The 20,993-nt window shown below is 71.3% G+C and carries 22 protein-coding genes; 15 read left to right on the top strand and 7 right to left on the bottom strand.

Annotated features, from left to right (window positions below):
- The first annotated feature begins 73 nt into the window (after positions 1-73).
- On the top strand, positions 74-1,213 hold the full coding sequence (locus V6V89_RS08750) for a CaiB/BaiF CoA transferase family protein (protein ID WP_334618482.1): 1,140 nt from the start codon (positions 74-76) through the stop codon (positions 1,211-1,213).
- Positions 1,214-1,281: 68 nt separating this feature from the next.
- Here the strand turns inward: V6V89_RS08750 and V6V89_RS08745 are convergent, their stop codons facing one another.
- Positions 1,282-2,529 carry an MDR family MFS transporter gene (locus tag V6V89_RS08745; RefSeq protein WP_334618481.1) on the bottom strand — a complete coding sequence of 416 codons (1,248 nt, stop codon included), beginning with the start codon at positions 2,527-2,529 and terminating at the stop codon, positions 1,282-1,284.
- Positions 2,530-2,645: 116 nt separating this feature from the next.
- Between V6V89_RS08745 and V6V89_RS08740 the strand changes: the two genes are divergently transcribed.
- Positions 2,646-3,395: a phosphoglyceromutase gene (locus V6V89_RS08740; RefSeq protein WP_334618480.1), complete on the top strand. Its 750-nt coding sequence runs from the start codon at positions 2,646-2,648 to the stop codon at positions 3,393-3,395.
- Here V6V89_RS08740 and phoU read toward each other — a convergent pair whose 3' ends face one another.
- Positions 3,396-4,043 carry a phosphate signaling complex protein PhoU gene (gene phoU / locus V6V89_RS08735; RefSeq protein WP_334618479.1) on the bottom strand — a complete coding sequence of 216 codons (648 nt, stop codon included), beginning with the start codon at positions 4,041-4,043 and terminating at the stop codon, positions 3,396-3,398.
- A gap of 134 nt (positions 4,044-4,177) precedes the next feature.
- Between phoU and V6V89_RS08730 the strand changes: the two genes are divergently transcribed.
- Positions 4,178-5,473 carry a sensor histidine kinase gene (locus tag V6V89_RS08730; protein ID WP_334618478.1) on the top strand — a complete coding sequence of 432 codons (1,296 nt, stop codon included), beginning with the start codon at positions 4,178-4,180 and terminating at the stop codon, positions 5,471-5,473.
- Positions 5,474-5,500: 27 nt separating this feature from the next.
- On the top strand, positions 5,501-6,184 hold the full coding sequence (locus V6V89_RS08725; RefSeq protein ID WP_334618477.1) for a response regulator transcription factor: 684 nt from the start codon (positions 5,501-5,503) through the stop codon (positions 6,182-6,184).
- On the opposite strand, the gene V6V89_RS08720 is transcribed toward V6V89_RS08725, so the two are convergent.
- Complete coding sequence (locus tag V6V89_RS08720) at positions 6,181-6,996, bottom strand: hypothetical protein (RefSeq protein WP_334618476.1); 816 nt, start codon at positions 6,994-6,996, stop codon at positions 6,181-6,183. The two genes, V6V89_RS08725 and V6V89_RS08720, sit on opposite strands and share 4 nt — an antisense overlap.
- Before the next feature lie 39 nt (positions 6,997-7,035).
- Between V6V89_RS08720 and V6V89_RS08715 the strand changes: the two genes are divergently transcribed.
- Together V6V89_RS08715 and V6V89_RS08710 are read left to right on the top strand one after the other, a co-directional pair.
- Entirely contained in the window at positions 7,036-7,980 is a 945-nt protein-coding gene (locus V6V89_RS08715; RefSeq protein ID WP_334618475.1) for a Ppx/GppA phosphatase family protein, read from the top strand.
- Positions 7,981-8,026: 46 nt separating this feature from the next.
- The gene (locus V6V89_RS08710) at positions 8,027-8,833 is read left to right on the top strand and encodes a sugar phosphate isomerase/epimerase family protein (protein WP_334618474.1); all 807 of its coding nucleotides are present in this window, start codon (positions 8,027-8,029) and stop codon (positions 8,831-8,833) included.
- Here V6V89_RS08710 and V6V89_RS08705 read toward each other — a convergent pair.
- Positions 8,830-9,369: a CGNR zinc finger domain-containing protein gene (locus tag V6V89_RS08705; RefSeq protein ID WP_334618473.1), complete on the bottom strand. Its 540-nt coding sequence runs from the start codon at positions 9,367-9,369 to the stop codon at positions 8,830-8,832. The two genes, V6V89_RS08710 and V6V89_RS08705, sit on opposite strands and share 4 nt — an antisense overlap.
- Positions 9,370-9,500: 131 nt before the next feature.
- Between V6V89_RS08705 and V6V89_RS08700 the strand changes: the two genes are divergently transcribed.
- The 9 genes from V6V89_RS08700 to V6V89_RS08660 all read left to right on the top strand — a co-directional run bounded on the left by V6V89_RS08700 (position 9,501) and on the right by V6V89_RS08660 (position 17,576).
- Positions 9,501-10,421 (top strand): proline dehydrogenase family protein, encoded by a 921-nt coding sequence (locus V6V89_RS08700; RefSeq protein WP_334618472.1) that lies wholly within the window; start codon positions 9,501-9,503, stop codon positions 10,419-10,421.
- 45 nt (positions 10,422-10,466) lie between these two features.
- Positions 10,467-11,750, top strand: coding sequence for a hypothetical protein (locus V6V89_RS08695; protein WP_334618470.1), 1,284 nt, complete (start codon positions 10,467-10,469; stop codon positions 11,748-11,750).
- A 1-nt stretch (position 11,751) separates the two neighbouring features.
- Positions 11,752-13,092, top strand: a complete 1,341-nt coding sequence (locus tag V6V89_RS08690; RefSeq protein WP_442935095.1) for an efflux RND transporter periplasmic adaptor subunit — start codon at positions 11,752-11,754, stop codon at positions 13,090-13,092.
- The gene (locus V6V89_RS08685; protein ID WP_334618468.1) at positions 13,089-13,757 is read left to right on the top strand and encodes an ABC transporter ATP-binding protein; all 669 of its coding nucleotides are present in this window, start codon (positions 13,089-13,091) and stop codon (positions 13,755-13,757) included. The genes V6V89_RS08690 and V6V89_RS08685 overlap by 4 nt, the downstream gene beginning before the upstream one ends.
- A complete protein-coding gene (locus V6V89_RS08680; protein ID WP_334618467.1) occupies positions 13,754-14,938 on the top strand; it encodes an ABC transporter permease in 1,185 nt (394 codons plus the stop codon). Before V6V89_RS08685 ends, V6V89_RS08680 begins: the two co-directional genes overlap by 4 nt.
- 204 nt (positions 14,939-15,142) lie before the next feature.
- Positions 15,143-15,355: a helix-turn-helix domain-containing protein gene (locus V6V89_RS08675; protein ID WP_265249796.1), complete on the top strand. Its 213-nt coding sequence runs from the start codon at positions 15,143-15,145 to the stop codon at positions 15,353-15,355.
- Positions 15,356-15,420: 65 nt separating this feature from the next.
- On the top strand, positions 15,421-15,522 hold the full coding sequence (locus V6V89_RS08670; protein ID WP_007465623.1) for a 30S ribosomal protein bS22: 102 nt from the start codon (positions 15,421-15,423) through the stop codon (positions 15,520-15,522).
- A 42-nt stretch (positions 15,523-15,564) separates the two neighbouring features.
- Entirely contained in the window at positions 15,565-16,626 is a 1,062-nt protein-coding gene (locus V6V89_RS08665; RefSeq protein WP_442935094.1) for an NAD-dependent epimerase/dehydratase family protein, read from the top strand.
- A 137-nt stretch (positions 16,627-16,763) separates the two neighbouring features.
- Entirely contained in the window at positions 16,764-17,576 is an 813-nt protein-coding gene (locus V6V89_RS08660; RefSeq protein ID WP_334618509.1) for a lysophospholipid acyltransferase family protein, read from the top strand.
- Positions 17,577-17,638: 62 nt separating this feature from the next.
- On the opposite strand, the gene V6V89_RS08655 is transcribed toward V6V89_RS08660, so the two are convergent.
- The 3 genes from V6V89_RS08655 to V6V89_RS08645 all read right to left on the bottom strand — a co-directional run bounded on the left by V6V89_RS08655 (position 17,639) and on the right by V6V89_RS08645 (position 20,840).
- Complete coding sequence (locus V6V89_RS08655; protein ID WP_334618464.1) at positions 17,639-18,772, bottom strand: hypothetical protein; 1,134 nt, start codon at positions 18,770-18,772, stop codon at positions 17,639-17,641.
- Positions 18,769-19,662, bottom strand: coding sequence for an HAD family hydrolase (locus V6V89_RS08650; protein ID WP_334618463.1), 894 nt, complete (start codon positions 19,660-19,662; stop codon positions 18,769-18,771). The genes V6V89_RS08655 and V6V89_RS08650 overlap by 4 nt, the downstream gene beginning before the upstream one ends.
- A gap of 110 nt (positions 19,663-19,772) precedes the next feature.
- A complete protein-coding gene (locus tag V6V89_RS08645; RefSeq protein ID WP_334618462.1) occupies positions 19,773-20,840 on the bottom strand; it encodes a DUF5667 domain-containing protein in 1,068 nt (355 codons plus the stop codon).
- Positions 20,841-20,993: the final 153 nt, after the last annotated feature.

Genomic DNA, 20,993 nt, shown 5'->3' with positions numbered 1-20,993 from the left:
GGGCCGCAGCCCCGGCGGGGGTGAGTGTCGCGCAGTGCTCGTCATAAAGCCGCCGGCCGCCTATTTTGGCCGCATGACTGGACCTCTGGCCGGGCTTACGGTTGTCGAGATCGCTGGGATCGGGCCCGCCCCCTTCGCCGGGATGGTGCTCGCCGACCTGGGTGCCACCGTCGTGCGGGTCGACCGGATCGGCGCCTCTTCGCTCCCGCTGCCGATACCGCCGCGGCACGACCTGCTGGGCCGGGGCAAGCGCTCCATCGGCGTCGACCTCAAACAGCCGCGCGGCGCCGCGCTCGTGCGCACCCTCGCCGCCCGCGCCGACGTGCTCATCGAGGGCTTCCGGCCCGGCGTAGCCGAACGCCTCGGCATCGGTCCCGCCGACTGCCACGCGGTCAACCCCAAGCTCGTATACGGCCGCATGACCGGCTGGGGACAGGACGGCCCGCTCGCGCCCACGGCCGGCCACGACCTGACGTATCTGGCCCGCACCGGCATCCTGCACGCGATCGGCCCCGCCGACGCCCCGATACCGCCGATCAACCTGCTCGGCGACTATGGCGGGGGCGGGATGCTGCTGGCTGCCGGGGTGCTGGCGGCGCTGTGGCACGCCGAGCGCACGGGCACCGGCCAGGTGGTCGACGCGGCCATCGTCGACGGCGCCGCGCTCCTGGCCACCCAGGTGTTCGGGATGCTCCATAGTGGAGCGTGGCAGGATCGGCGGGGCGCCAACCTGCTCGACGGCGGAGCCCCGTTCTACGGCGTCTACGAGACGGCCGACGGCAAGTTTCTCGCCGTGGGACCGCTGGAGCGCCGGTTCTATGCGCAGTTCGCCGAGCGGCTCGGCCTCGACCCGCACACCACGCCGGCCCAGCTCGACATCGCCTCCTGGCCGCGGCTGCGGGCTTTGATCGGCGCGCGCGTCGCCACCCGCACCCGGGACGAGTGGGTCGCGGTCTTCGAAGGCTCCGACGCCTGCGTGGCGCCCGTGCTGACGCTGGCCGAGGCCCCCACCGATCCGCACAACCAGGCGCGGGGCGCCTTCGTCGACGTGGACGGTGTCACCCAGCCCGCACCGGCTCCCCGCTTCTCCGGTACCCCGGCACCCACGCCGACGCTGCCGCCGCCGATTCCGGGCGAGCACACCCGGGAGATCCTCGCCGAGTACGAGATCGAGGACGCGGACACCCTCGTCGCCGACGCGGTCGTGGGCTGACCAGGCCCGTCACCACCGGATCGCCGCCTGGACCTCGCCTCGGCTCGACATGATCGACAGGACAGGGCCTAACCCGCGAGGGCTGGTTCGGGGGTCGTGACGGGCTCGCGAAGTGCCGCCGCGCGGCGCTCCCGCGCCGGCCCGGAGAGCAGGTGTCCCAGCCCGACTGCCACGCCGATCGCGGCGCAGCCCAGCCACAGCGCGGCGTTTCCCGCGTGCTGCATGACGAAGCCTCCCACGACCGGCGCCAGGAAGGCGGCCACCGACCAGGAGAGTGAGAAGACACCCTGGTACCGACCGCGAACGTCGGCGGGGGAGAGCTCGCCGATGAGCGTCGCGTTGGAGGGCGAGTTCAGCATCTCGCCGATGGTCCAGATCAGCACGGTCACCGCGTACAGGATGGCGGTGCCGGCGACCGCGGTGAGCCCGAAGCCCAGCCCGATGATCACCGAAGACAGTGCGAGCGTGTGCGAGCGGCTGCGCCCCTTTACCAGCCGCGGGATGAAGAGCTGCCCGAACACGATCAGCACGCCGTTGAGCGCGATCACGGTGCCGTATGTGGAGGGTCCCAGCCCGTCCTTGCCCATCGCGATCGGCAGCATCGAGATGTGCTGGAGGAAAACCATCGCGCTGAGCACGTTGAGCAGTACGAAGACCAGAAAGACCTTGTCGGAGAAGACCGTGCGCAGGCCGGCGGCGGGTGCGGCGGCGTCCCGTCGCCTCGCGAAGCCCTGCGGGCGCCGCACGTCGCGCACGCGCAGGAAGATGATCGTCGCGGTGATCAGCGTGGTGGCCGCGTCGACGACGAAGAGCAGCAGGAAGTCGGCCCGGGCGGCGAGACCCGCGAGCACGGCGGCGAACGCGAAGCCCAGGTTGATCGCCCAGTAGTTGAGCGTGAACGCGCGCAGCCGGTCGCGCTCGGGCACGACGTCGACCATCATCGCCTGGAACGGCGGGCGGACCGCGTCCATGAAGAAGCCCAGCGCGACCGCCGTGGCCATGATGGCCCACCGGTCGCGCACGAGGCCGAGCGTGAGCAGCAGCGCGGCCGTGCCGATATGTGCGGTGATCAGGGTCGGCCGGCGGCCCCACCGGTCGGCGAGCACGCCGCCGACTGTCACTCCCGCCGCGCTGCCCGCCCCGAAGAGGCCGATGACCAGGCCGGCCTGGGTCTCCGAGAAGCCGCGCTCGGTGGTCAGGTAGATGGCCATGAAGATCAGCACGAACGAGCCGAGTCGGTTGATCAGAGTGCCGGTCCACAAGTACCAGAACGTGGTGGGTAAACCACCGGTGGTATCCCGGAACCAGCTCCGCATCCCGTCCCCCGCGTAATGACCGGCCTACAAATCAACCCTTACCAACCTAGTGTGGTGGGTCATGTGGGGCATCCCGTTTTCCACGTGGTGGTCGTCACGGTGGCAGGATTGCGGCCATGAGTGTGGGGACGTTGGTGCTGCTACGGCACGGCGAGAGCGAGTGGAACGCGAAGAACCTCTTCACCGGCTGGGTCGACGTGGACCTGACCGCCAAGGGCGAGGCCGAGGCCAGGCGTGGCGGCGAGTTGCTGCGCGAGCAGGACCTGCTGCCCGATGTCATGCACACGAGCGTGATGCGGCGCGCGATCCGCACCGGTGAGCTGGCACTGCACGCGGCCGACCGGCACTGGATCGCGGTGCGCCGGTCGTGGCGGCTCAACGAGCGGCACTACGGCGCGCTCCAGGGCAAGAACAAGAAGCAGACCCTGGAGACGTACGGCGAGGAGCAGTTCATGCTCTGGCGCCGGTCGTACGACACCCCGCCGCCCCTGATCGCCGACGACGACGAATGGTCGCAGGTCGGCGACCCGCGCTACGCGACGCTGCCGCCGGAGCTTATGCCGCGCACCGAGTGCCTCAAGGACGTCGTGTCCCGGATGCTGCCGTACTGGTACGACGCGATCGTGCCGGACCTGCTCGCCGGTCGCACCGTACTGGTGGCGGCGCACGGCAACTCGCTGCGGGCCCTGGTCAAGCACCTCGACGGCATCTCCGACGAGGCGATCGCGGCGCTCAACATCCCCACGGGTATCCCCCTGCGGTACGACCTCGACGACCAGCTCCGCCCGGTCAAGGCCGGCGGCACGTACCTGGACCCGGAGGCCGCCGCCCAGGCAGCGGCCGCCGTAGCGAACCAGGGCCGGTAACTAGGAGGGCGTCGACTCGCCGGTCACCAGGTACACCACCTGGCGGCCGGCGTTTACCGCGTGGTCGGCGTACCGCTCGTAGAAGCGGCCCAGCAACGCGCCGTCGATCGCCGTCTCCGCCCCGTAGGGCCAGTCTTTGCCCAGCAGGATGCGGAAGAGCTCGCGCTCCAGGTCGTCCATCGCGTCGTCGTCGCCTTCCAGCTGCGCGGCGAGTTGGACGTTTTGCGTGGTGAGCACGAGGTTGATCTTTCCGGCGATCCGGTCGGCGACCTCCGCCATGCGGATGAACACCGGGCGCAGCTCGGCCGGCACCGCCGGAGATGGGTGCCGGCGCAGCGCGGTCTTCGCGACGTGTTCGGCGAGGTCGCCCATGCGCTCCAGGTCGATGGCCATCTGTAGGCCGGTGACCAGCAACCGCAGGTCGACCGCCACCGGCGACTGCCGAGCCAGGGTGTCGTAGACCCGCTCCTCGACCTGGCGGCGCAGGTCGTTTATCTCCGCGTCGCGCGCGATGACCGATTCGCAGGACTCCCGGTCGGCGGTCAGCAACCCGCTGGTGGCGCGGCTCATCGCGATGCGCGCAGCCTCCGCCATCGATACCAGCAGGCGGCCCACTTCGAGTAGGTCGGATCGCAGTTCCTCACGCATCACCCTTGATGCTAGGGCGGGCCCCTGCGCCCGAGTGAACGACGCTCAGCCGGATGGTGAACTTTCCTCGAACTGGGTGCGGTTTGTCCTATTGTGCGAATCGTACAGGTTAACAATGACCCTACGATCGCGACGTGGATTTGGCGGTCAGTGTCGGCGTGGTCGGCGGATTGGCGGCGGGCCTGCTGGCCGGCGCTACCGTCGGAGTGATCGCCGTACGAGGCCGCTGGCCCCGAGCGACGAGCAAGGGGCGCCCGCGAGCGAGTGCCCGCGACAACGGGAGGCCGGCGATCGGCAAGGAGCAGCACGGCTCACTCTCGGGGTTGGGCCGGAAGAGTCTCGACGCACTGCGGGTCGGGGTCGTGGTGCTGGACGCGGATGACGTACCCGTGCTGGTGAACCCGGCGGCGCGGGCGATGGGCCTGCTGCGCGCGGGCGCCGAGCCGGGCACCATCGCCGCGCACCCGCTGGTCCGCACGCTGGCCGGCCAGGTCCGGCGCACCGGGGTCCGGCGCGAGGTCGAGTTGGACCTGCCGCGCGGGCGCGAGGGCGGCCCGCAGTCCCCGTTGGGTGTGCACCTGCGAGCGGTGGCGATCGGCGGCAACTACGTCTCCGTCGAAGCCGCCGACGTGACCGAGTCGCACCGGGTCGACCGGGTGCGCCGCGACTTCGTGGCCAACGTCAGCCACGAGCTGAAGACGCCGATCGGCGCGCTTCAGCTGCTCGCCGAGGCGCTGCTCGACGCCACCGACCCGCACGCTGTGGCCACCGACCCGTCCGAAGACGTGGCCGCCGCCCGGCGCTTCGCCGAGCGCATCCAGACCGAGTCCACCAGGCTCGGCCGGCTCGTCAACGAGCTGCTGGAACTGACCCGCCTACAGGGGGCCGAGCCGCTGCCCGCGCCCGATCCGGTCTCCGTCGACTGGCTGGTGGCCGAGGTCGTCGACCGCACCCGCACGGCGGCCTCCGCGGGGAAGATCGAGGTGACCGTCACCGGGCTGCGCGGGCTGACCGTGTACGGCAGCGACAGCCAGATCGCGACCGCCGTGGCCAACCTGGTGGAGAACGCCATCGCGTACTCCGCCGCGGAGACCAAGGTCAGCGTCGCGACCAGCGCGGACGACGAGTGGGTCGAGATCGCGGTCACCGACCAGGGCATCGGCATCGGGCCGAGCGACCTGGACCGGATCTTCGAGCGCTTCTACCGGGCCGACCAGGCGCGCTCACGGGCGACCGGGGGCACGGGGCTCGGCCTTGCCATCGTCAAGCACATCGCGACCAACCATGGTGGCCGAGTGGGTGTCGCGAGCAAGCTGGGTGGCGGGTCGACGTTCACCCTTCGGCTGCCGGCCCGTCCGCCAGATGCCGTGCTGCCGCCACCAGAGTCGGTTGAGATCGAGGCCGGTCCGGTCCAGCTTCGGCGGACCTGACGGGGAAGAACAGGAAAGGACACTCAGTTGGCCCGCGTGCTTGTGGTCGAAGACGAGGAATCGTTCTCCGACGCACTGTCCTACATGCTCCGCAAGGAGGGGTTCGAAGTATCGGTCGCCGCGACCGGCACCTCGGCTCTGACCGAGTTCGACCGCACCGGTGCGGACATCGTCCTGCTCGACCTCATGCTGCCGGAAATGTCGGGCACCGAGGTGTGCCGCCAACTGCGGCAGCGCTCGCACGTGCCGATCATCATGGTCACCGCTCGCGACAGCGAGATCGACAAGGTCGTCGGCCTGGAGATCGGTGCCGACGACTACGTGACCAAGCCGTACTCGCCGCGCGAGCTCGTCGCCCGCATAAGGGCGGTGCTGCGCCGGCAGGGTGCCGAGGCGGTGGAGCTGTCGGCGCCGACGCTGGCCGCCGGCCCGGTCCGCATGGACGTCGAACGGCACGTGGTCACCGTCAGCGGATCTGCCGTGCAACTGCCGCTCAAGGAGTTCGAGCTGCTGGAGCTGTTGTTGCGCAACGCCGGCCGGGTGCTGACCCGGGGGCAGCTCATCGACCGGGTGTGGGGCGCCGACTACGTGGGCGACACCAAGACGCTCGACGTGCACGTCAAGCGGCTGCGGTCGAAGGTCGAGCCGGAGCCCAGCGCGCCACGATACATCGTGACCGTGCGCGGCCTGGGCTACAAGTTCGAGCCCTAGAGCTGAGCCTGAGCCTCGGTGGTGGCCGGGTGCTCGGCCACCAGGCCCTTTTCGATGCGCGCCGCGCACACCTCGGCCAGCTTGGCGTACGCCTTCTTGCCGACCAGCGCGGTCAGCTCCGGCTCGTACGACAGGTACATCGGCTCGGTGCCCACGTGTGCCTCCGGTGACGAGGTGCACCACCAGTCGAGGTCGTGACCGCCGGAGCCCCAGCCTCGCCGATCGAACTCGGCAAGCGTGGTCATCAGCACCTTGGTGCCGTCGGGGCGCTTGGTCCACTCTTGGTCGCGGCGCACCGGCAACTGCCAGCACACGTCGGGCTTGTACTCCAGTGGGTGCACGCCGTCGCGCAGCGCCTGCCCATGCAGGGCGCATCCGCCGCCCCCCGGGAAGTTCGCGTCGTTGAGGAAGACGCAGGGTCCTTCTTCGGACTGTGTCGCCGTGCGGCGGGCCGGGTTCTTGCCGTCGATGGAGTCCATCTCGGTGTAGTTCTTGAACCCGCGCCGGTAGTGCTGCCACGTGGCCGGCGTCAGCCGTTTGGCGGCAGCCTTGACCCGCTGCTCGTCGTCGTCATCGGTGAAGAACGCGCCGTGCGAGCAGCAGCCGTCGGCGGCGCGGCCGGCGATGATGCCGTGGCAGCCCTTGCCGAACACGCACGTCCACCGGGACAGCAGCCAGGTCAGGTCGGCGCGGATGACGTGCTTCGGGTCGTCGGGATCGGGGAACTCGATCCACTCCCGTGGAAAATCGAGACCGACTTCCCGGCTGCGGGGGTCACCCGGGTCATCGACGAGGACATGCAGGCTTGCCACCCGGCCAGCTTACGCGTGTGCTGCGCTTATGGTTTGCGTATGCGGTTGGGTGTTCTCGACGTTGGTTCAAACACTGTGCACCTCCTGGTCGTGGACGCCCACCATGGCGCCCACCCGTGGCCCGCCCATTCGGAAAAGGCGGTACTTCGCCTCGCCGAGCAGATCGGCAAGGACGGCGCGCTCACCAAGGCCGGTGCCGACGCTCTCGTCAAGACAGCGGCCGACGCGATGGCGTCCGCGGCCCGGCTCGTGACCGACGACCTGCTGGCTTTCGCGACGTCCGCGGTCCGCGACGCCACCAACTCCGCGGCGGTCCTGGCGCGCGTCCGCAACGAGACGGGGGTACGCCTTCAGGTGCTCTCCGGCGCGGACGAGGCGCGGATGACGTTCCTCGCGGTGCGCCGCTGGTTCGGGTGGTCGGCCGGGAGGCTGCTGGTGATGGACATCGGCGGCGGTTCGCTCGAACTGGCCGCCGGCATCGACGAGGACCCGGATATCGCGATGTCGCTGCCGCTCGGCGCTGGGCGGCTGAGCCGCGAGCGGCTGCGCCTCGACGGTCACACGTCCGCGCCGCCGCCGGCGCACCACGTGGAGGAGCTTCGCGAGTACGTCGAGGAGGCGCTCGACCCGGCGGTGGCGAAGCTCTCCGAGTTTGGCTGGGACCGGCCGGTGGCGACGTCGAAGACGTTCCGCACGCTGGCCCGGCTGACGGGCGCGGCGCCCTCGGCGGCTGGCCTTTGGGCGCCCCGGCGGCTGCACCGCGGCGGCCTGCGGCAGGTGCTCGGCTTCATCCGGCACATCCCGCCAAGCGAGTTGCCGAGCCTGGAGGGAGTCAGCGCGAGCCGCGCGCACCAACTGCTCGCCGGTGCGGTCGTTGCCGAGGCGACCATGAGACGGCTCGACATCGACTACGTCGACGTATGCCCGTGGGCGCTCCGCGAGGGCGTGATCCTGCGCCGCCTGGACCAACTAGAACCGGCATGATCGGGGATAAAAGGGACGACTCGGCGCCGTGCGATACGCTGAGGGCGTGAGTTCGCGCGTCCCCGTACTGCTGTCCAGCTCCTCGGTCTTCCCCGAGCCCACCGCGGCGGCTTTCGAGATGGCCGCCACCCTTGGTTACGACGGCGTCGAGGTCATGGTCTGGACCGATGCGGTCAGCCAGGACGCCGGCGCGCTGCGCGGGCTCGCGGCGCACTACGGCGTACCCGTGATGTCGGTGCACGCTCCCTGCCTGCTCGTCACCCAGCGGGTCTGGAGCTCCGACCCGTGGGAGCGGCTGCGGCGGGCGGCCGTGCTGGCCGAGACGCTGGGCGCGCCCACCGTGGTGGTGCACCCGCCGTTCACCTGGCAGCGTGACTACGCTCGGACGTTTCCGACCGGGCTGGCGCGGCTCGCCGCCAAGCACCCCGATGTGCGGTTCGCGGTGGAAAACATGTATCCGGTGCGCATGGCCGGACGCCAGTTCGTGCCGTACATGCCGGGCTGGGACCCGACCGACACCGGTTACGACGCGTACACCCTGGACCTGTCGCACTGCGCCGCGTCTCGCAGCGACGCGCTGGCCATGGCCGACACGATGGGCTCACGGCTCGCGCACGTGCACCTCGGCGACGGCACCGGCGAAGGGCGCGACGAGCACCTGGTGCCCGGCCGGGGCACCCAGCCCTGTGGTGAGCTGTTGGCGTCCCTAGCCGGGCGGGGCTTCACCGGCTCGGTGGCCGTCGAGGTGGCGACCCGCAAGGCGAGCAGCCGGGCCGTGCGCGAGGCCGACCTGCGCGAGTCGTTGCGCTTCGCGCGCCACCACCTCGCGGCACCGACGCACGCGCCGGCCTAGCTGACGGCGGCCAGCAGCTTTTCCTTCTTTCTGGCGCGGTGGGCGGCCACGTGGGAGCGCGTGGCGCAGCGCTCCGAGCAGAACCGCCGACAGCAGTTCGACGAGGTGTCGAGGTAGACGTTGCCGCAGCGTTCGTCGGCGCACACGCCGAACCGGGCGCTGCCGAATTCGCAGAGCCAGACGGAGAGGCCCCAGACGGCACCGGCGATGTACTCGGCGCTGACCGAGGCGCCGCGGCTGGTCACGTGCATGTGCCAGTCGCTCGCGTCGTGGCCGGAGATCCGCGGCTGGACCGGGAAGTGCTCCAGCAGCGCGTTGAGCTCGGCGACCGCTTGGACGTCGCGGCCGGTGGTGCCGAACTCGAAGACGTCTCGCAGGCGCTTCTGCGCCCTGCGGAAGATGGCCAGATCCCGCTCGACGACCTCGTCACGCATCCAGGAGTTCTCGTCGCCGAAAAGGCCCCTCAACCCGTCGAGCTCGTCCAGTGACGCGTTGACAAGGTCAACTGCGGTCCTGGCGTAGGCGTCGAAGTTCACGTGACAACCGTAGACGACGAGCGCCCCGCATGGCGTGTCCCGCCGTCGAGGGATAAATGGGGCGAAACACTTGGGTGCTGCTGGGCGGTCTCCAGCCAGCCTTCCGCCGGTGCGGGCGTTACGCTCGCCTCATGCTGCGATCGGTCATCCTCGCCGCGTCCCGGTCGTCCCGGATCGAACGGCTTGTCGAGACGGCTCCGCTGACCCGTGACGTGGTGCGCCGGTTCGTCGCCGGCAGCACCGTCGACGACGCCCTGCGGGTCACCACTGAGCTGGTCACCGACGGGTTGTCCGTGTCGCTGGACTACCTCGGAGAAGACACCGAGACACCCGAGCAGGCCACCACGACCCGCGACGAGTACCTGCGGCTGCTGTCGGCGCTGCGCGCCGGCGAGATGACCCCTGCCGCCGAGGTGAGCGTCAAGCTGTCGGCGCTGGGGCAGCGCTTCGACGAGAAGCTCGCGTTGGAGCACGCCCGCGCGATCTGCGTTGCCGCGACCGAGGCGGGCACCACGGTGACCCTCGACGCCGAAGATCACACGACCACCGACTCCACCCTGGACATCCTGACCAAGCTGCGGATCGACTTCCCGACCACCGGCGCGGTGCTCCAGGCGTACCTGCGGCGCACCGAGGCCGACTGCCGGGAGCTGGCGACCACCGGGTCCCGGGTGCGGTTGTGCAAAGGCGCGTACAAGGAGCCGGAGTCGGTCGCGTTCCAGTCCAACCTGGACGTCGACAAGTCGTTCGTGCGGTGCCTCAACGTCCTCATGTCCGGCGACGGGTACCCGATGATGGCCACGCACGACCCGCGACTGATCGCGATCGGTGAGGATCGCGCGCGCTGGTTCGACCGGGCACCGGACGAGTTCGAGTTCCAGCTCCTGTACGGCGTGCGCCCCGACGAGCAGGCCCGGCTGGCCGCCGAGGGATACACCGTGCGCGTCTATACGCCGTTCGGTGACCAGTGGTACGCGTACCTGATGCGCCGGTTGGCCGAGCGTCCGGCCAATGTGGCCTTCTTCGCACGCGCCCTGCGTTCTAAGGGCTGAACGGCCGATCCAGCCACGCGCCGATTATGCGTAATCTGCGCGATTGTGACTCAGGGGGAGGACACGCGTCGATGGTTGCTGTGGCTGGGTCTCGGACTCGCCGGCGCGTTGGTCGTGTGTTCGGTGCCGGTCGTGGTGGCCGTGGCGTTGCTGGATCGAGGTCCGGGCGCCGAGGCCAGCACCAGCCCGCGCCCGGTGAGCAGCCCGCTGCCGGGTGATCCGGAGGCGGTCGCCCAGCTCTGGCTGCGCGAGCGGATGACCGACGTGCTCAACCAGCAGGCCGCCGCGCTGCTCCGGGGCGACGAGCGCGGATTCCTCGCGGCCGCCGCCGCGAAGTCGCCGGCCGTGACGGTGCTACGCCGGCAGTACCGGTCGCTGCGCGCCCTTCGGGTGACGGTGTGGCAGCCGCGCATCTCCGACCTGCCCGCCCGCGACGGTGCCGAGTGGACAGTGGCCGTGTCGATCGGACACTGCTTCGCGGCGCCCGGCTGCCGGCCCGCCCCGGTGGCCATACCGACCCGGTGGGTGGAGAGCGCGGGAGTGCCCCGGCTGGTCGCCGTCGAGCCCTCACCGTCGGCACAGGACGGTCCCCGCCCGTGGGAGGTCAGCGACCTCGTCGTGGCAGCCGGACGCCGCACGGTCGTCGCCACGGCGGCCGCCCAGAAACCTCGGCTCGCCACGCTGCTGAACGAGGCCGAACAGGCGGCCACGGTGGCCGACCGCTACGCGGTCGACGGCACCCCGCCCGACCGGTACCTGATCTTCTACGCCGGCGACGCCGAGTGGAAGCGGTGGTACGGCGGCGGGCGTCCGGACTGGACGGCAGGCTACGCGGTACCGGTCGGCAGCGGGCACTTCGACGTGGTGCTGGGCGCCCGCGACCTGCACAGCACGATCCTCGACGACCTGCTGCGGCACGAGATGACGCACGCCTCCTCGCTGCCCGACGACGGGTACCGGACCGGCGCGAACTGGTGGCTCGTCGAGGGCGTCGCCGACCACGCCGCGGCAGGCGGGCGGCCGATCAGCCGGTACGAGAGCCTGCCCGACGTGCGGAGGCTCGTCGCGGGGAGCTGGCGCGGCCCGCTCGCCAGCGCCGAGCCGGGCGCGGGGGCCGCCGATTGGCAGGTCAGCGGCGCCTACGGGATCGGGTACCTCGCGGTGCGGCACCTCGTCGACCGATACGGGCTGGCGGACGTGCTGGCGTTCTTCAAGGCGGTCGTGCACGAGCGGCACTCGCTGGAGCAGGCGTCGACCGAGGTGTTCGGCGAAAAGTGGCAGGCGCTGCACGACGACTGCGTGTCGTACATCCGCGGCGCCGCCTCGTAGCATGGGCGGCGTGTCCCGGCCAGCACAGCTCGCCGCCGCCCTGGTAATCCTGCTCGGGGCGACCGCCGCGTCATGCGGCGACGACGATCCGGACGTCGCGCTCGGCTCCGCTTCACGCGCCACCGTCGCCGAGGTGGTCGACGCCCCGGCCGCCGTGACCGCCAAGTCGGCGGCCACGCTCAGCGCCGCCGCCGACGGCACCCTCGCCGAGATGCGGGTCGCGCCCGGTGATCAGGTGCGTAAGGGGCAGGTACTCGCGATCATCGATTCGCCCGCCTCCGAGTCCCGCCTCAAGCAGGCCAGGCAGGCGCTGGAAGCGGCACGCCGGGCCGGCGGCGGCTTCGGCGGCGGGGTCAACCTCTCCGGCGTACAGCGGGAGACCGACAAGGCGGCGGCCGCGGCATTCGCGGCGGCCCGCAAGGCGGCCGGCAAGATCACCGACCCCACCGCGCGCGCCGCGCTGCTCACGCACGTGGACTCGGCGGAACGGCAGTACGAGGTCGCCGCCCGCGCCGCCGGGCAGGCGGTCCGGGCGGTCCAGCGCGGCGTCGCCGGGCTCAGCTCCGCGATGAGCGCGCTCTCCGCCGCCCAGCGGCTCCAGGCACAGCAGGCGTACGACCTGGCGAAGTCGACCGTCGACGCGCTGACCCTGCGGGCGCCGATACCGGGGGTCGTCCAGTACGGCGGAACGGCGTCCTCGTCATCGGCGGCTTCGGCCCTGGGTGCACTCTCCGCGCTCGGCGCCTCGGCGCCGTCCCTGGGCGCGCCCCCTGACTCCCAGCCGGGCGTCGACGTGGCGATACCGGTCGGCGGGCAGGTAACCGCCGGCACCGCCGTACTGACCGTGGTCGACACGTCCGCCCTCGGGCTGGTCGCCGAGGTCGACGAGACCGACGTGCTGCTCGTACAGCCGGGGCAGAACGCCACTGTCGAGCTGGACGCGGCCACCGGTGCCACGTACACGGCGGCGGTGCGCTCCGTCGACGTGCTGCCCACCGCGTCGGCGCGCGGTGGCGTGGCGTACCGGGTCCGGCTCGCCCTCGGCACCGGCGAGTACACCGACGGCCGCGACGCGCCGGCGCCCCGCCCAGGCATGAGCGCGGTCGTCCACCTCCAGGTCCGCCAGGCCGACGACGCGGTGGCGGTACCGGCCGCTGCCGTCTTCTCCGCCGACGGCCGTGACGCCGTCTGGGTGGTCCGCGACGGGCGCGCCGAGCGGGTCGACGTGACCCTGGGTGTGCAGGGCCCCGACCTCGTACAGATCGTTTCCGGCGTCGAGGCGGGCCAGCAGGTCGTCGTGCGCGGCACCGACCTTGTGACATCCGGTCAAGAGTTCCCGTGACGATCACCGCCTCCGGCATCGCCCGCACGTACGAGCTGGACGGCGTGTCGGTGTCGGCGCTGCGGGGCGTCTCGCTCACCATCGACGCCGGCGACTACGTAGCGATCGTCGGGCCGTCCGGCTCCGGCAAGTCGACCCTGATGCACCTGCTTGGTGCGCTCGACCGGCCCACCGCTGGCCAGCTCGTGATCGGCGGGCGCGACGTGGCCACGCTCTCGGCACCCGAGATGGCCCGGCTGCGCAACGAGACCATCGGGTTCGTCTTCCAGTCGTTCCACCTGCTGCCGCGCACCTCCGCCGTCGACAACGTCGCGCTGCCGCTCGTGTACCGGGGACTCGGCGCGCGCCAGCGGCGGGCCCGAGCCGCCGCCATGCTCGAACGGGTCGGGCTCGGGCATCGGCTCCAGCACCGTCCCAACCAGCTATCCGGCGGTGAGCAGCAGCGGGTCGCCATCGCGCGGGCGCTGGTCACCGACCCGGAGGTGCTGCTCGCCGACGAGCCGACCGGCAACCTCGACACGGTCACCGGCGCCGCCGTGCTCGCGCTCCTGGAAGAGCTCAACGCCGAGTCGCAGGTGGCGGTCGTGCTGGTCACCCACGACCGCGACGTGGCCGCGCGAGCCCACCGGCAGATCGTGATGCGTGACGGGGTGATCGTCCAGTGAGACTCGCGGAGGCTTGGCGCGTCGCCCTCGACGCCCTGCGGGCCAACCGGCTCCGCAGCGGGCTCACCATGCTCGGCGTGGTGATAGGCGTCGCCGCCGTCGTCGTGCTGGTCGCCATCGGCACCGGCGCCAAGCGCGAGGTCGAGCAGCAGGTCGAAGGGCTCGGCTCCAACCTCCTGATCGTGGTGCCCGGCCGGCTCGACTTCAACTCTGCGCCGTCGGTGTCCCGGCTCTCCCTGTCCGATGTGGAGGCGGTCAGCCGGGTGGTCGGCGACCCCTCCCGAGTGGCGGTCACCGTGACGTCCGGAGAGACCGTGCGGGCGGGCACCCGTTCGACGTTCACCACCGTCCAGGGCGTACTGGAGACCACGCCCCAGGTGTTCGTGCGCTCCGTCGGGCGGGGCAGCTACCTCACCTCGTCCGATGTGGACACGGCGCGACGGGTCGCGGTGCTCGGCTCCACCGTCGCCCGCACCCTTTTCGGCGACCGCGACCCGATCGGGCGGCAGGTGTCGGTGGCGGGCGTGCGGTTCCGGGTGGTGGGAGTGTTCGCGCCGCTCGGGCAGAGCCTCGGCGTCGACCGGGACGACGAGGTGCACATCCCCGTCACCACCGCGCACCGCCTGTACGGCACCAATCGGATCGACGGCATCGCAGTCAAGGCACCCGACCGCGACCGCATCGACGAACTCGGCAACCGGATCGTGGCCGAACTGTCCGAGCGGCACCCCGACACCGAGTTCAGCGCGGTCACCCAGGAGCAGATTCTGGGTGTACTGGGCGACATCCTGGGCGTGCTGACCGGCGTGCTGGCCGCGATCGCCGGCATCTCCCTGCTCGTCGGCGGCGTGGGCGTCTCCAACATCATGCTCGTGTCGGTGCGCGAACGGACCCGGGAGATAGGCCTGCGCAAGGCGGTCGGTGCCCAGCCGCGCGACATCGGCGTGCAGTTCCTCCTGGAGGCGGTATTGCTGACCACGCTGGGCGGCGTGCTCGGGATGGCGGTAGGCATCGGAGCGGCGCTGCTGGTCGGCGCGTTCTCGCCGGTGCCGGCCGCGATCACCTGGTGGTCGTTGACGCTCGCCTTCGGCGTGTCGGCGGCGGTGGGCATCATCTTCGGCGTAGTCCCCGCCCAACGCGCCGGCCGCTTGGACCCCGTAGTCGCCCTCCGCACGGAGTAACCGGCGGTGAGGCGTAGGTGTCGCCCTTTGGGGGAAAATGAGCGGAGTGCGGCGTGTTGGCTTGACTGATCATGATCACTTGGCTGAAGGGATCGCGTCGGTCACAGGCGTCCCGGTACCGTACTAGTTACACGCGCGTTGCCCGCTGCGACGGGGACCGACCGCCGAGTGGCACGCGCCGGGGATGGGATGGGTTGGTGAGCCATGGCAGGATCACCACAGTCCGAGGGCAGGCTGTCGGAGGTCAAATTCCTGACCGTCGCAGAGGTGGCGACGCTTATGCGAGTTTCGAAGATGACCGTTTACCGACTGGTGCACTCCGGTGAGCTGACCGCGGTCCGAGTTGGCCGGTCGTTCCGCGTGCCCGAGCATGCGGTACACGAATATCTCCGGGGGGCGTTCCAGGAGTCCGCCTAGCACGGGCTACCCTGGTTGGCTGTCGTCACCAGGCGAGAATCGCAAAGGAACGGAAGGGCGTTCGTATGGGCTCGGTGGTCAAGAAGCGCCGCAAGCGCATGGCCAAGAAGAAGCACCGCAAGCTGCTGCGCAAGACCCGCGTCCAGCGTCGCCGTCTCGGCAAGTAGCGGCGTCCGGTCCTCTCGGCCGGACGTGGACCGAAACGTGAGGTGGCGGTGACCGCCGCCGTGAGTGTCGTCGTCGTGACCGGCGTCAGCCGGTACCTCGGCGCACATGTCGCTGCCCGCCTCGCGGCCGATGTTCGGGTCGGTCGCGTGGTGGGGCTGGACCCTGACCAGCCGCCGGCAGAGCTGGCTGAGCTGTTGAGCGACGTTGAGCACATCCCGGTCGACGCCACGTCGGCCGGTTCCGTGCTGGCCGAGCTCGATGCCGAGTGCGTCGTGCACTTGGCGCTCGTCACCGCCCCCGAGCGGCAGGGCGGTCGCGGAGCGATGAAAGAGCAGAACGTCATCGGCACCATGCAGCTGCTCGCCGCCTGCCAGCGGGCGCCCCGGCTGCGCAAGCTGGTGATGCGCTCGTCGACGGCCGCGTACGGAGCGTCGTTCCGCGACCCGGCCGTCTTCACCGAAGACACCGAGCCGCGCCAGGTGCCGCGTGGTGGGTTCGCGCGCGACATCCTCGACGTCGAGGGATACCTGCGCGGGTTCCGCCGGCGCCGGCCCGACGTCAGCGCGACCGTGTTGCGGTTCGCGCCGTTCATCGGCTCGACCGCCAACACCACGATCACGCGGTACTTCGCGCAGCCGGTCGTGCCGACGGTCCTCGGCCGAGACCCGCGGTTGCAGTTCCTGCACGTCGACGACGCCCTCGAGGTGCTGCACCGGTCGGTCGTCGAAGATCACCCGGGCACGTTCAACGTGGCCGGTGCGGGCGTGCTCGCCCTGTCGCAGGCAATCCGCCGTGCGGGCCGGATCGCGGTGCCGGTGTTGGAGCCAGGGCTGTCGGCCGCCGCCATGCTGGCGGGCGGGCTGCGGTTCGGGCGGTATGGGCTAGACCAGCTCGACCTTTTCGTGCACGGCCGGGTGGTCGACACCACGCGGTTGATCCAGGAGTACGGCTTCGAGCCGCGTTCGACGCAGGCCGCGTTCGACGACTTCATCCGCGGTCACCCTGGGCGCAGGGTGGTCAACCCCGATCATCTCGCCACTGCCGAGCAGGCGATTCTCGATGGCATCCGGCGGGTGCGCGCCGCGGCTCAGGAGCGTTCGTGAAAGACCAGAAGCGGTTCGCTGTACCCGATCCCGCACCAGCCGACGACCTGGATCGGCCGGTGCGGCGCAACGGGCACGCACCCAAGCCCGCCGTCGCGGATCGGCCCGGTGACGCCTGGGATCGTCGCGTGGCCGGCATGCTGGCGTTCGCGCGCCGCCGGCTGTCCGGTCAGTACGAGGTGGACGAGTTCGGCTTCGACCGCGAGCTGACCGAGGGGCTCTTCCACCCGGTGCTGCGGCTGCTGTATCGCGAATGGTTCCGCACCGAGGTCTTCGGCGTGGAGCACCTGCCCGAGGAGGGTGCCGGGCTCGTCGTCGGCAACCACTCCGGCACCGTGGCGGTCGACGCGCTCATGCTGTCTGTGGCGCTGCACGACCAGCACCCCCTTCAGCGGCATCTGCGCCTGCTGGGCGCCGACCTGGTGTTCCGGGTGCCCGTGCTGTCCGAGCTGGCGCGCAAGTCGGGCGGGACGGTGGCCTGCAACCCCGACGCCGAGCGCCTGCTGCGCACCGGTGAGCTGGTCGGCGTCTTTCCCGAGGGCTTCAAGGGGGTCGGCAAGCACTACCGCGACCGGTACAAGCTGCAGCGCTTCGGCCGCGGCGGCTTCGTGTCGGCGGCGCTGCGCACCGGCACGCCGATCATCCCGGTCGCGATCGTCGGCGCCGAGGAGATCTTTCCGATCCTGGCTGACATCAAGCCGCTCGCGCGCCTGCTCAAGCTGCCCTACTTCCCCGTCACGCCGACGTTTCCGTGGCTCGGGCCACTGGGGTTGGTGCCGCTGCCGAGCAAGTGGCTGATCGAGTTCTGCCCGCCGATCCCGACGGCGCACCTGACGGAGCACGCCGACGACCCGATGGTCATCTTCAACCTGGCCGACCAGGTGCGCGAGACCATCCAGCAGACCCTGCACCAGCTCCTGGAACGCCGTCCGGACCCGTTCGGCCCGTAGCGGCCGCCTTGCCGGACGCCGCCTGGGCCTCGCCTCGCTCCGGCCCTCACTTCGACGCGGGCCTAGGCCAGGGAGCGGAGGTCCAGGGTGTACCAGGTTGCCGCCTGGGTGTCGCCTGTCGACCACCACAGCAGGCCGCCGCGGGCGAGGACCATGCCGGCGCCGTCGGCCACGACCGTGCTCTCCTTCGAGCGCAGGTCGTAGAGGAGCAGTCGCTGGGTGGTGAGGTCGGTGCCCTGCGACAGCACCTCGAACCGGTCGAGCAGCGCCACGTCGATCACTGATGCGGTTGCCGCGCCGTCCGCGACCGGCCGCCGGTCGGCGCCGTCGGGTCGCACCAGGTCGATGCGGGCCGGGCCGTTGCCGGCGAGCACGAGCACGCGGCACCACTCGGGGCTGCACGTGACCAGTTCCGCGGCGGTGGCCGCGACCGTGGTGACCTTGCCGCTGCCGAGGTCGCGCAGCTCGACGGGGCCGCTCTGCCCGCTGCCCGCGCTGACCAGCCACGGCCACGCCGACAGGGCCCACGCGCCGGGCTCGGTGCGCACCGTGACCTCGCCGCCGGCCAACGGCACCGAGCGCACCTCCGTCACCTGATCCTGGCCGGGTGCGACGGCCACCCAGTACAGGCGGCCGGCGTCGATCACCATGTCGTACTGGGAGTTGAAGAAGACCACGTCACCCGTGTCGCCCGTGATCTTGCGAGCCGCGCCGCCAGTCGCGTTGGCGATCCACATCTCGGTGCGGGCGGCGCCGCCGTCCGTGGTGACCGACTCGGCCCACACCAGCTCGTCGCCGGCCCGCGTGAAGCCGCTGTACTGCGGGCTCCCACCGGCCGGCAGCCGGCGCAGCTCGCGCACCGTGCCGGCGGCGTCGCGCAGCACCAGCCGGAGCACGCCGCCGCCCGGGTCGGTGGCGGTGCCTATCGAGGTGCCCGCGTCCAGCAGGTAAGCGGGGCTGTACGGCGCGCCGTCCGGCAGTACGCCGGGTATGTCGGCGCGCTTCGCGTCCGGCCAGGCCTGGTCGACCGTGCGGACCCGCGGCGGCCCGGCCGGCTCGGAGCCGTTCGGTGAGAGCGCGAGCAGGGTACCCGCCGCGGCGAGCGCGGCGACCAAGGCGATCACGCCGCCGAGCGGCGCACGGGATCGCTTCGGCGCGGGTGGCATGAGCATCGGCGGTCCGGAGACCAAAGTCATGGACGAGACTTCCGCCGGCGCATCGCGAGGCCAGCGGTGATGGCGCCGGCGAGCACGCCGGTCGCCAGCGTCGCGGGTACCGCGATCTTGGCGGCCTTCCGACCGGTGCGGAAGTCGCGCACGTCCCAGCCGCGGGTGCGGGCCTCGGCGCGCAGCGCGGTGTCGGGGTTGACGGCGACCGCGTGCCCGACCGCCGAGAGCATCGGGATGTCGTTGGATGAGTCGCTGTATGCGGTGCATCGGCTCAGGTCGAGCCCTTCGACCTGAGCGAGCTGGGCGATAGCGTCCGCTTTTGCCGGACCGTGCATCAGGTCGCCGACGAGGCGGCCGGTGTAAGCGCCCTCGCGCACCTCGGCGACGGTGCCGATCGCGCCGGTGAGGCCGAGCCGCTGGGCGATCACCCGGCCGAGCTCGACCGGGGCGGCGGTGACCAGCCAGACCCGCTGGCCGGCGTCGAGGTGCAACTGGGCGAGGGCTCGCGTGCCGGTCCAGATGCGCTCGGCCATCAGCTCGTCGAAGATCTCCTCGCTGAGCCGTTCCATGTCGTCGACCCGCCAGCCCTCGACGAACGCCAGGGCCGCGTTCTTGGCCTGCGACATCGAGCCGTGGTTTTCCCGCGCCATGAGCCGAAACTTGGCCTGCTGCCATCCGTACCGGACGAGGTCGCCGGTGGTCAGGTAATTGCGGGCGGCCAGCCCGCGGGCGAACCAGTAGATCGAGGCGCCCTGCATCATCGTGTTGTCGACGTCGAAGAACGCGGCGGCCGACTGGTCGGGCGGCACTGTGAGGGCCGCTTCCAGATCGGTCGCGGCCCAGCCTGCGGTGTGTCCGTGCGCGTCGGTGCTGACGGTCACCTTGTGGTTACCGGCAGCCCTGCGGATGCGGGGCACGCGCGAACCTCCCTCTGCGTCGCTTTATGCGAGGGTAACGGGCAAGCCTGTGTCGGTTCGATATTGATCAGGGGCCGCCCAGATGGACGGCCCCTGAAATGCATGTTCGGTCAGCCGAGAAGGTCATCCAGCATCCGGCCGAACCCGTCGACGATGCCGCCCTCGTCGGACGCGGACGGGCTCGGGTCGGTCTGTGCCGGCGCCGACCCGGACGGGGTCGCGCCCGGCTGTGCCGGCCCCGCACCCGGTGCCGTGGACGGGTCGTTCTCGGTGCGGGGGGGAGCCGGCTGCCCGCCGTCCCGCTCGCCGGTCTGGGAGCCGCGTCCCGACTCGCCTGTGCCGGGGCCCGAGGCGGACATGCACGACGCCGGCTTCGGGCCGAGCCCGTCGGTGTCCTCGCCGGCCGTCGCTCCGCAGGAGAGCGTGGTGCGCAGCCCCTTGGAACGCTGGCTCACGTCGCCGAGCAGGTCGAGTGACGACACCACCCGCTCGCGCTCGGCGCCGGACGCCTTCGCGAGCACGCCGGTCAGGTCGCCGCGTTGCTGGCTGACGAAGGTGTCGATCGCGTCGAGCGCCACCTCGTCGCCGCGCCGCACGGCCGACGTGGTGAGCAGCCTGACGCCGTCGCGGGTGTCGGCGTCCATGTCGCCGAGCGCGCCCGCGAAGCCGGCCGCGTCACCCCGCACCGCCGCGGCTTCCGCGACCCGGGTGCGGGCGAAGCTGAGCAGCAGTTGGCCACGCGTCACGTCGGAACGGGCGAGCGCGAGCTGCGTACGCTCCGTCGACCGCTTGACGCCGTACAGCGCGTCGCCGGGCATCGCCCGCTCGCTGGCTGCCGAGGCGCCGGAGACGGTCACGATGCCGATGGCCACCCCGACGATCACCAGCCGCGGCGCGCGGCGGCGCCAGACGGCGCGGCGCTGCTGCCGGGATTCTTGCTCTTCGGGCTCGACCGCGGTGCTGCCGATGCCGTCCCGTTCGGCCGTGGCGACCAGCATGGCGCGCAGGCCGGTGCGGAACTCCGGATCGATCTCGACGGACGGCTGGAGCGCGGTCAGCCGATCGCGCACCGCGACGAACCGGGCGAGCTCGCCATCGGCGTTCTCGACGCCGTTGGTCTCGTCGAGGAGCTGCGCGAAGCGCTCGGCGCGCCGGCGGTTGAAGACATTGGTGGTCACCGCGGGCACCTCCCTTCGCTGGTCACGACTGCGCGGCCGGCGTTCTCGCCGGCCGGGGCGACGGCAGCGGAATCCTCGGATCGAGCCAGGGGGGAGGCCAGGGCCGTCGCCGGTCGCATCCTGACAAACGCGGTTCTGCGACGATGGGTTACG

This window comes from Micromonospora sp. CPCC 206061 (genome assembly GCF_036906915.1).
Lineage (GTDB): Bacteria > Actinomycetota > Actinomycetes > Mycobacteriales > Micromonosporaceae > Phytohabitans.
Note: the sequence above shows the minus strand (reverse complement) of the source record. Positions and strands in the feature narration are given on the sequence as shown.

Coding starts and splice junctions, on each gene's coding strand:
- V6V89_RS08700 (WP_334618472.1), top strand. CDS start 9,501: ATGCTGCGATCGGTCATCCTCGCCGCGTCCCGGTCGTCCCGGATCGAA.
- V6V89_RS08660 (WP_334618509.1), top strand. CDS start 16,764: ATGCTGGCGTTCGCGCGCCGCCGGCTGTCCGGTCAGTACGAGGTGGAC.
- V6V89_RS08745 (WP_334618481.1), bottom strand. CDS start 2,529: ATGCGGAGCTGGTTCCGGGATACCACCGGTGGTTTACCCACCACGTTC.
- V6V89_RS08670 (WP_007465623.1), top strand. CDS start 15,421: ATGGGCTCGGTGGTCAAGAAGCGCCGCAAGCGCATGGCCAAGAAGAAG.
- V6V89_RS08655 (WP_334618464.1), bottom strand. CDS start 18,772: ATGACTTTGGTCTCCGGACCGCCGATGCTCATGCCACCCGCGCCGAAG.
- V6V89_RS08675 (WP_265249796.1), top strand. CDS start 15,143: ATGGCAGGATCACCACAGTCCGAGGGCAGGCTGTCGGAGGTCAAATTC.
- V6V89_RS08690 (WP_442935095.1), top strand. CDS start 11,752: ATGGGCGGCGTGTCCCGGCCAGCACAGCTCGCCGCCGCCCTGGTAATC.
- V6V89_RS08740 (WP_334618480.1), top strand. CDS start 2,646: ATGAGTGTGGGGACGTTGGTGCTGCTACGGCACGGCGAGAGCGAGTGG.
- V6V89_RS08715 (WP_334618475.1), top strand. CDS start 7,036: ATGCGGTTGGGTGTTCTCGACGTTGGTTCAAACACTGTGCACCTCCTG.
- V6V89_RS08750 (WP_334618482.1), top strand. CDS start 74: ATGACTGGACCTCTGGCCGGGCTTACGGTTGTCGAGATCGCTGGGATC.
- phoU (WP_334618479.1), bottom strand. CDS start 4,043: ATGCGTGAGGAACTGCGATCCGACCTACTCGAAGTGGGCCGCCTGCTG.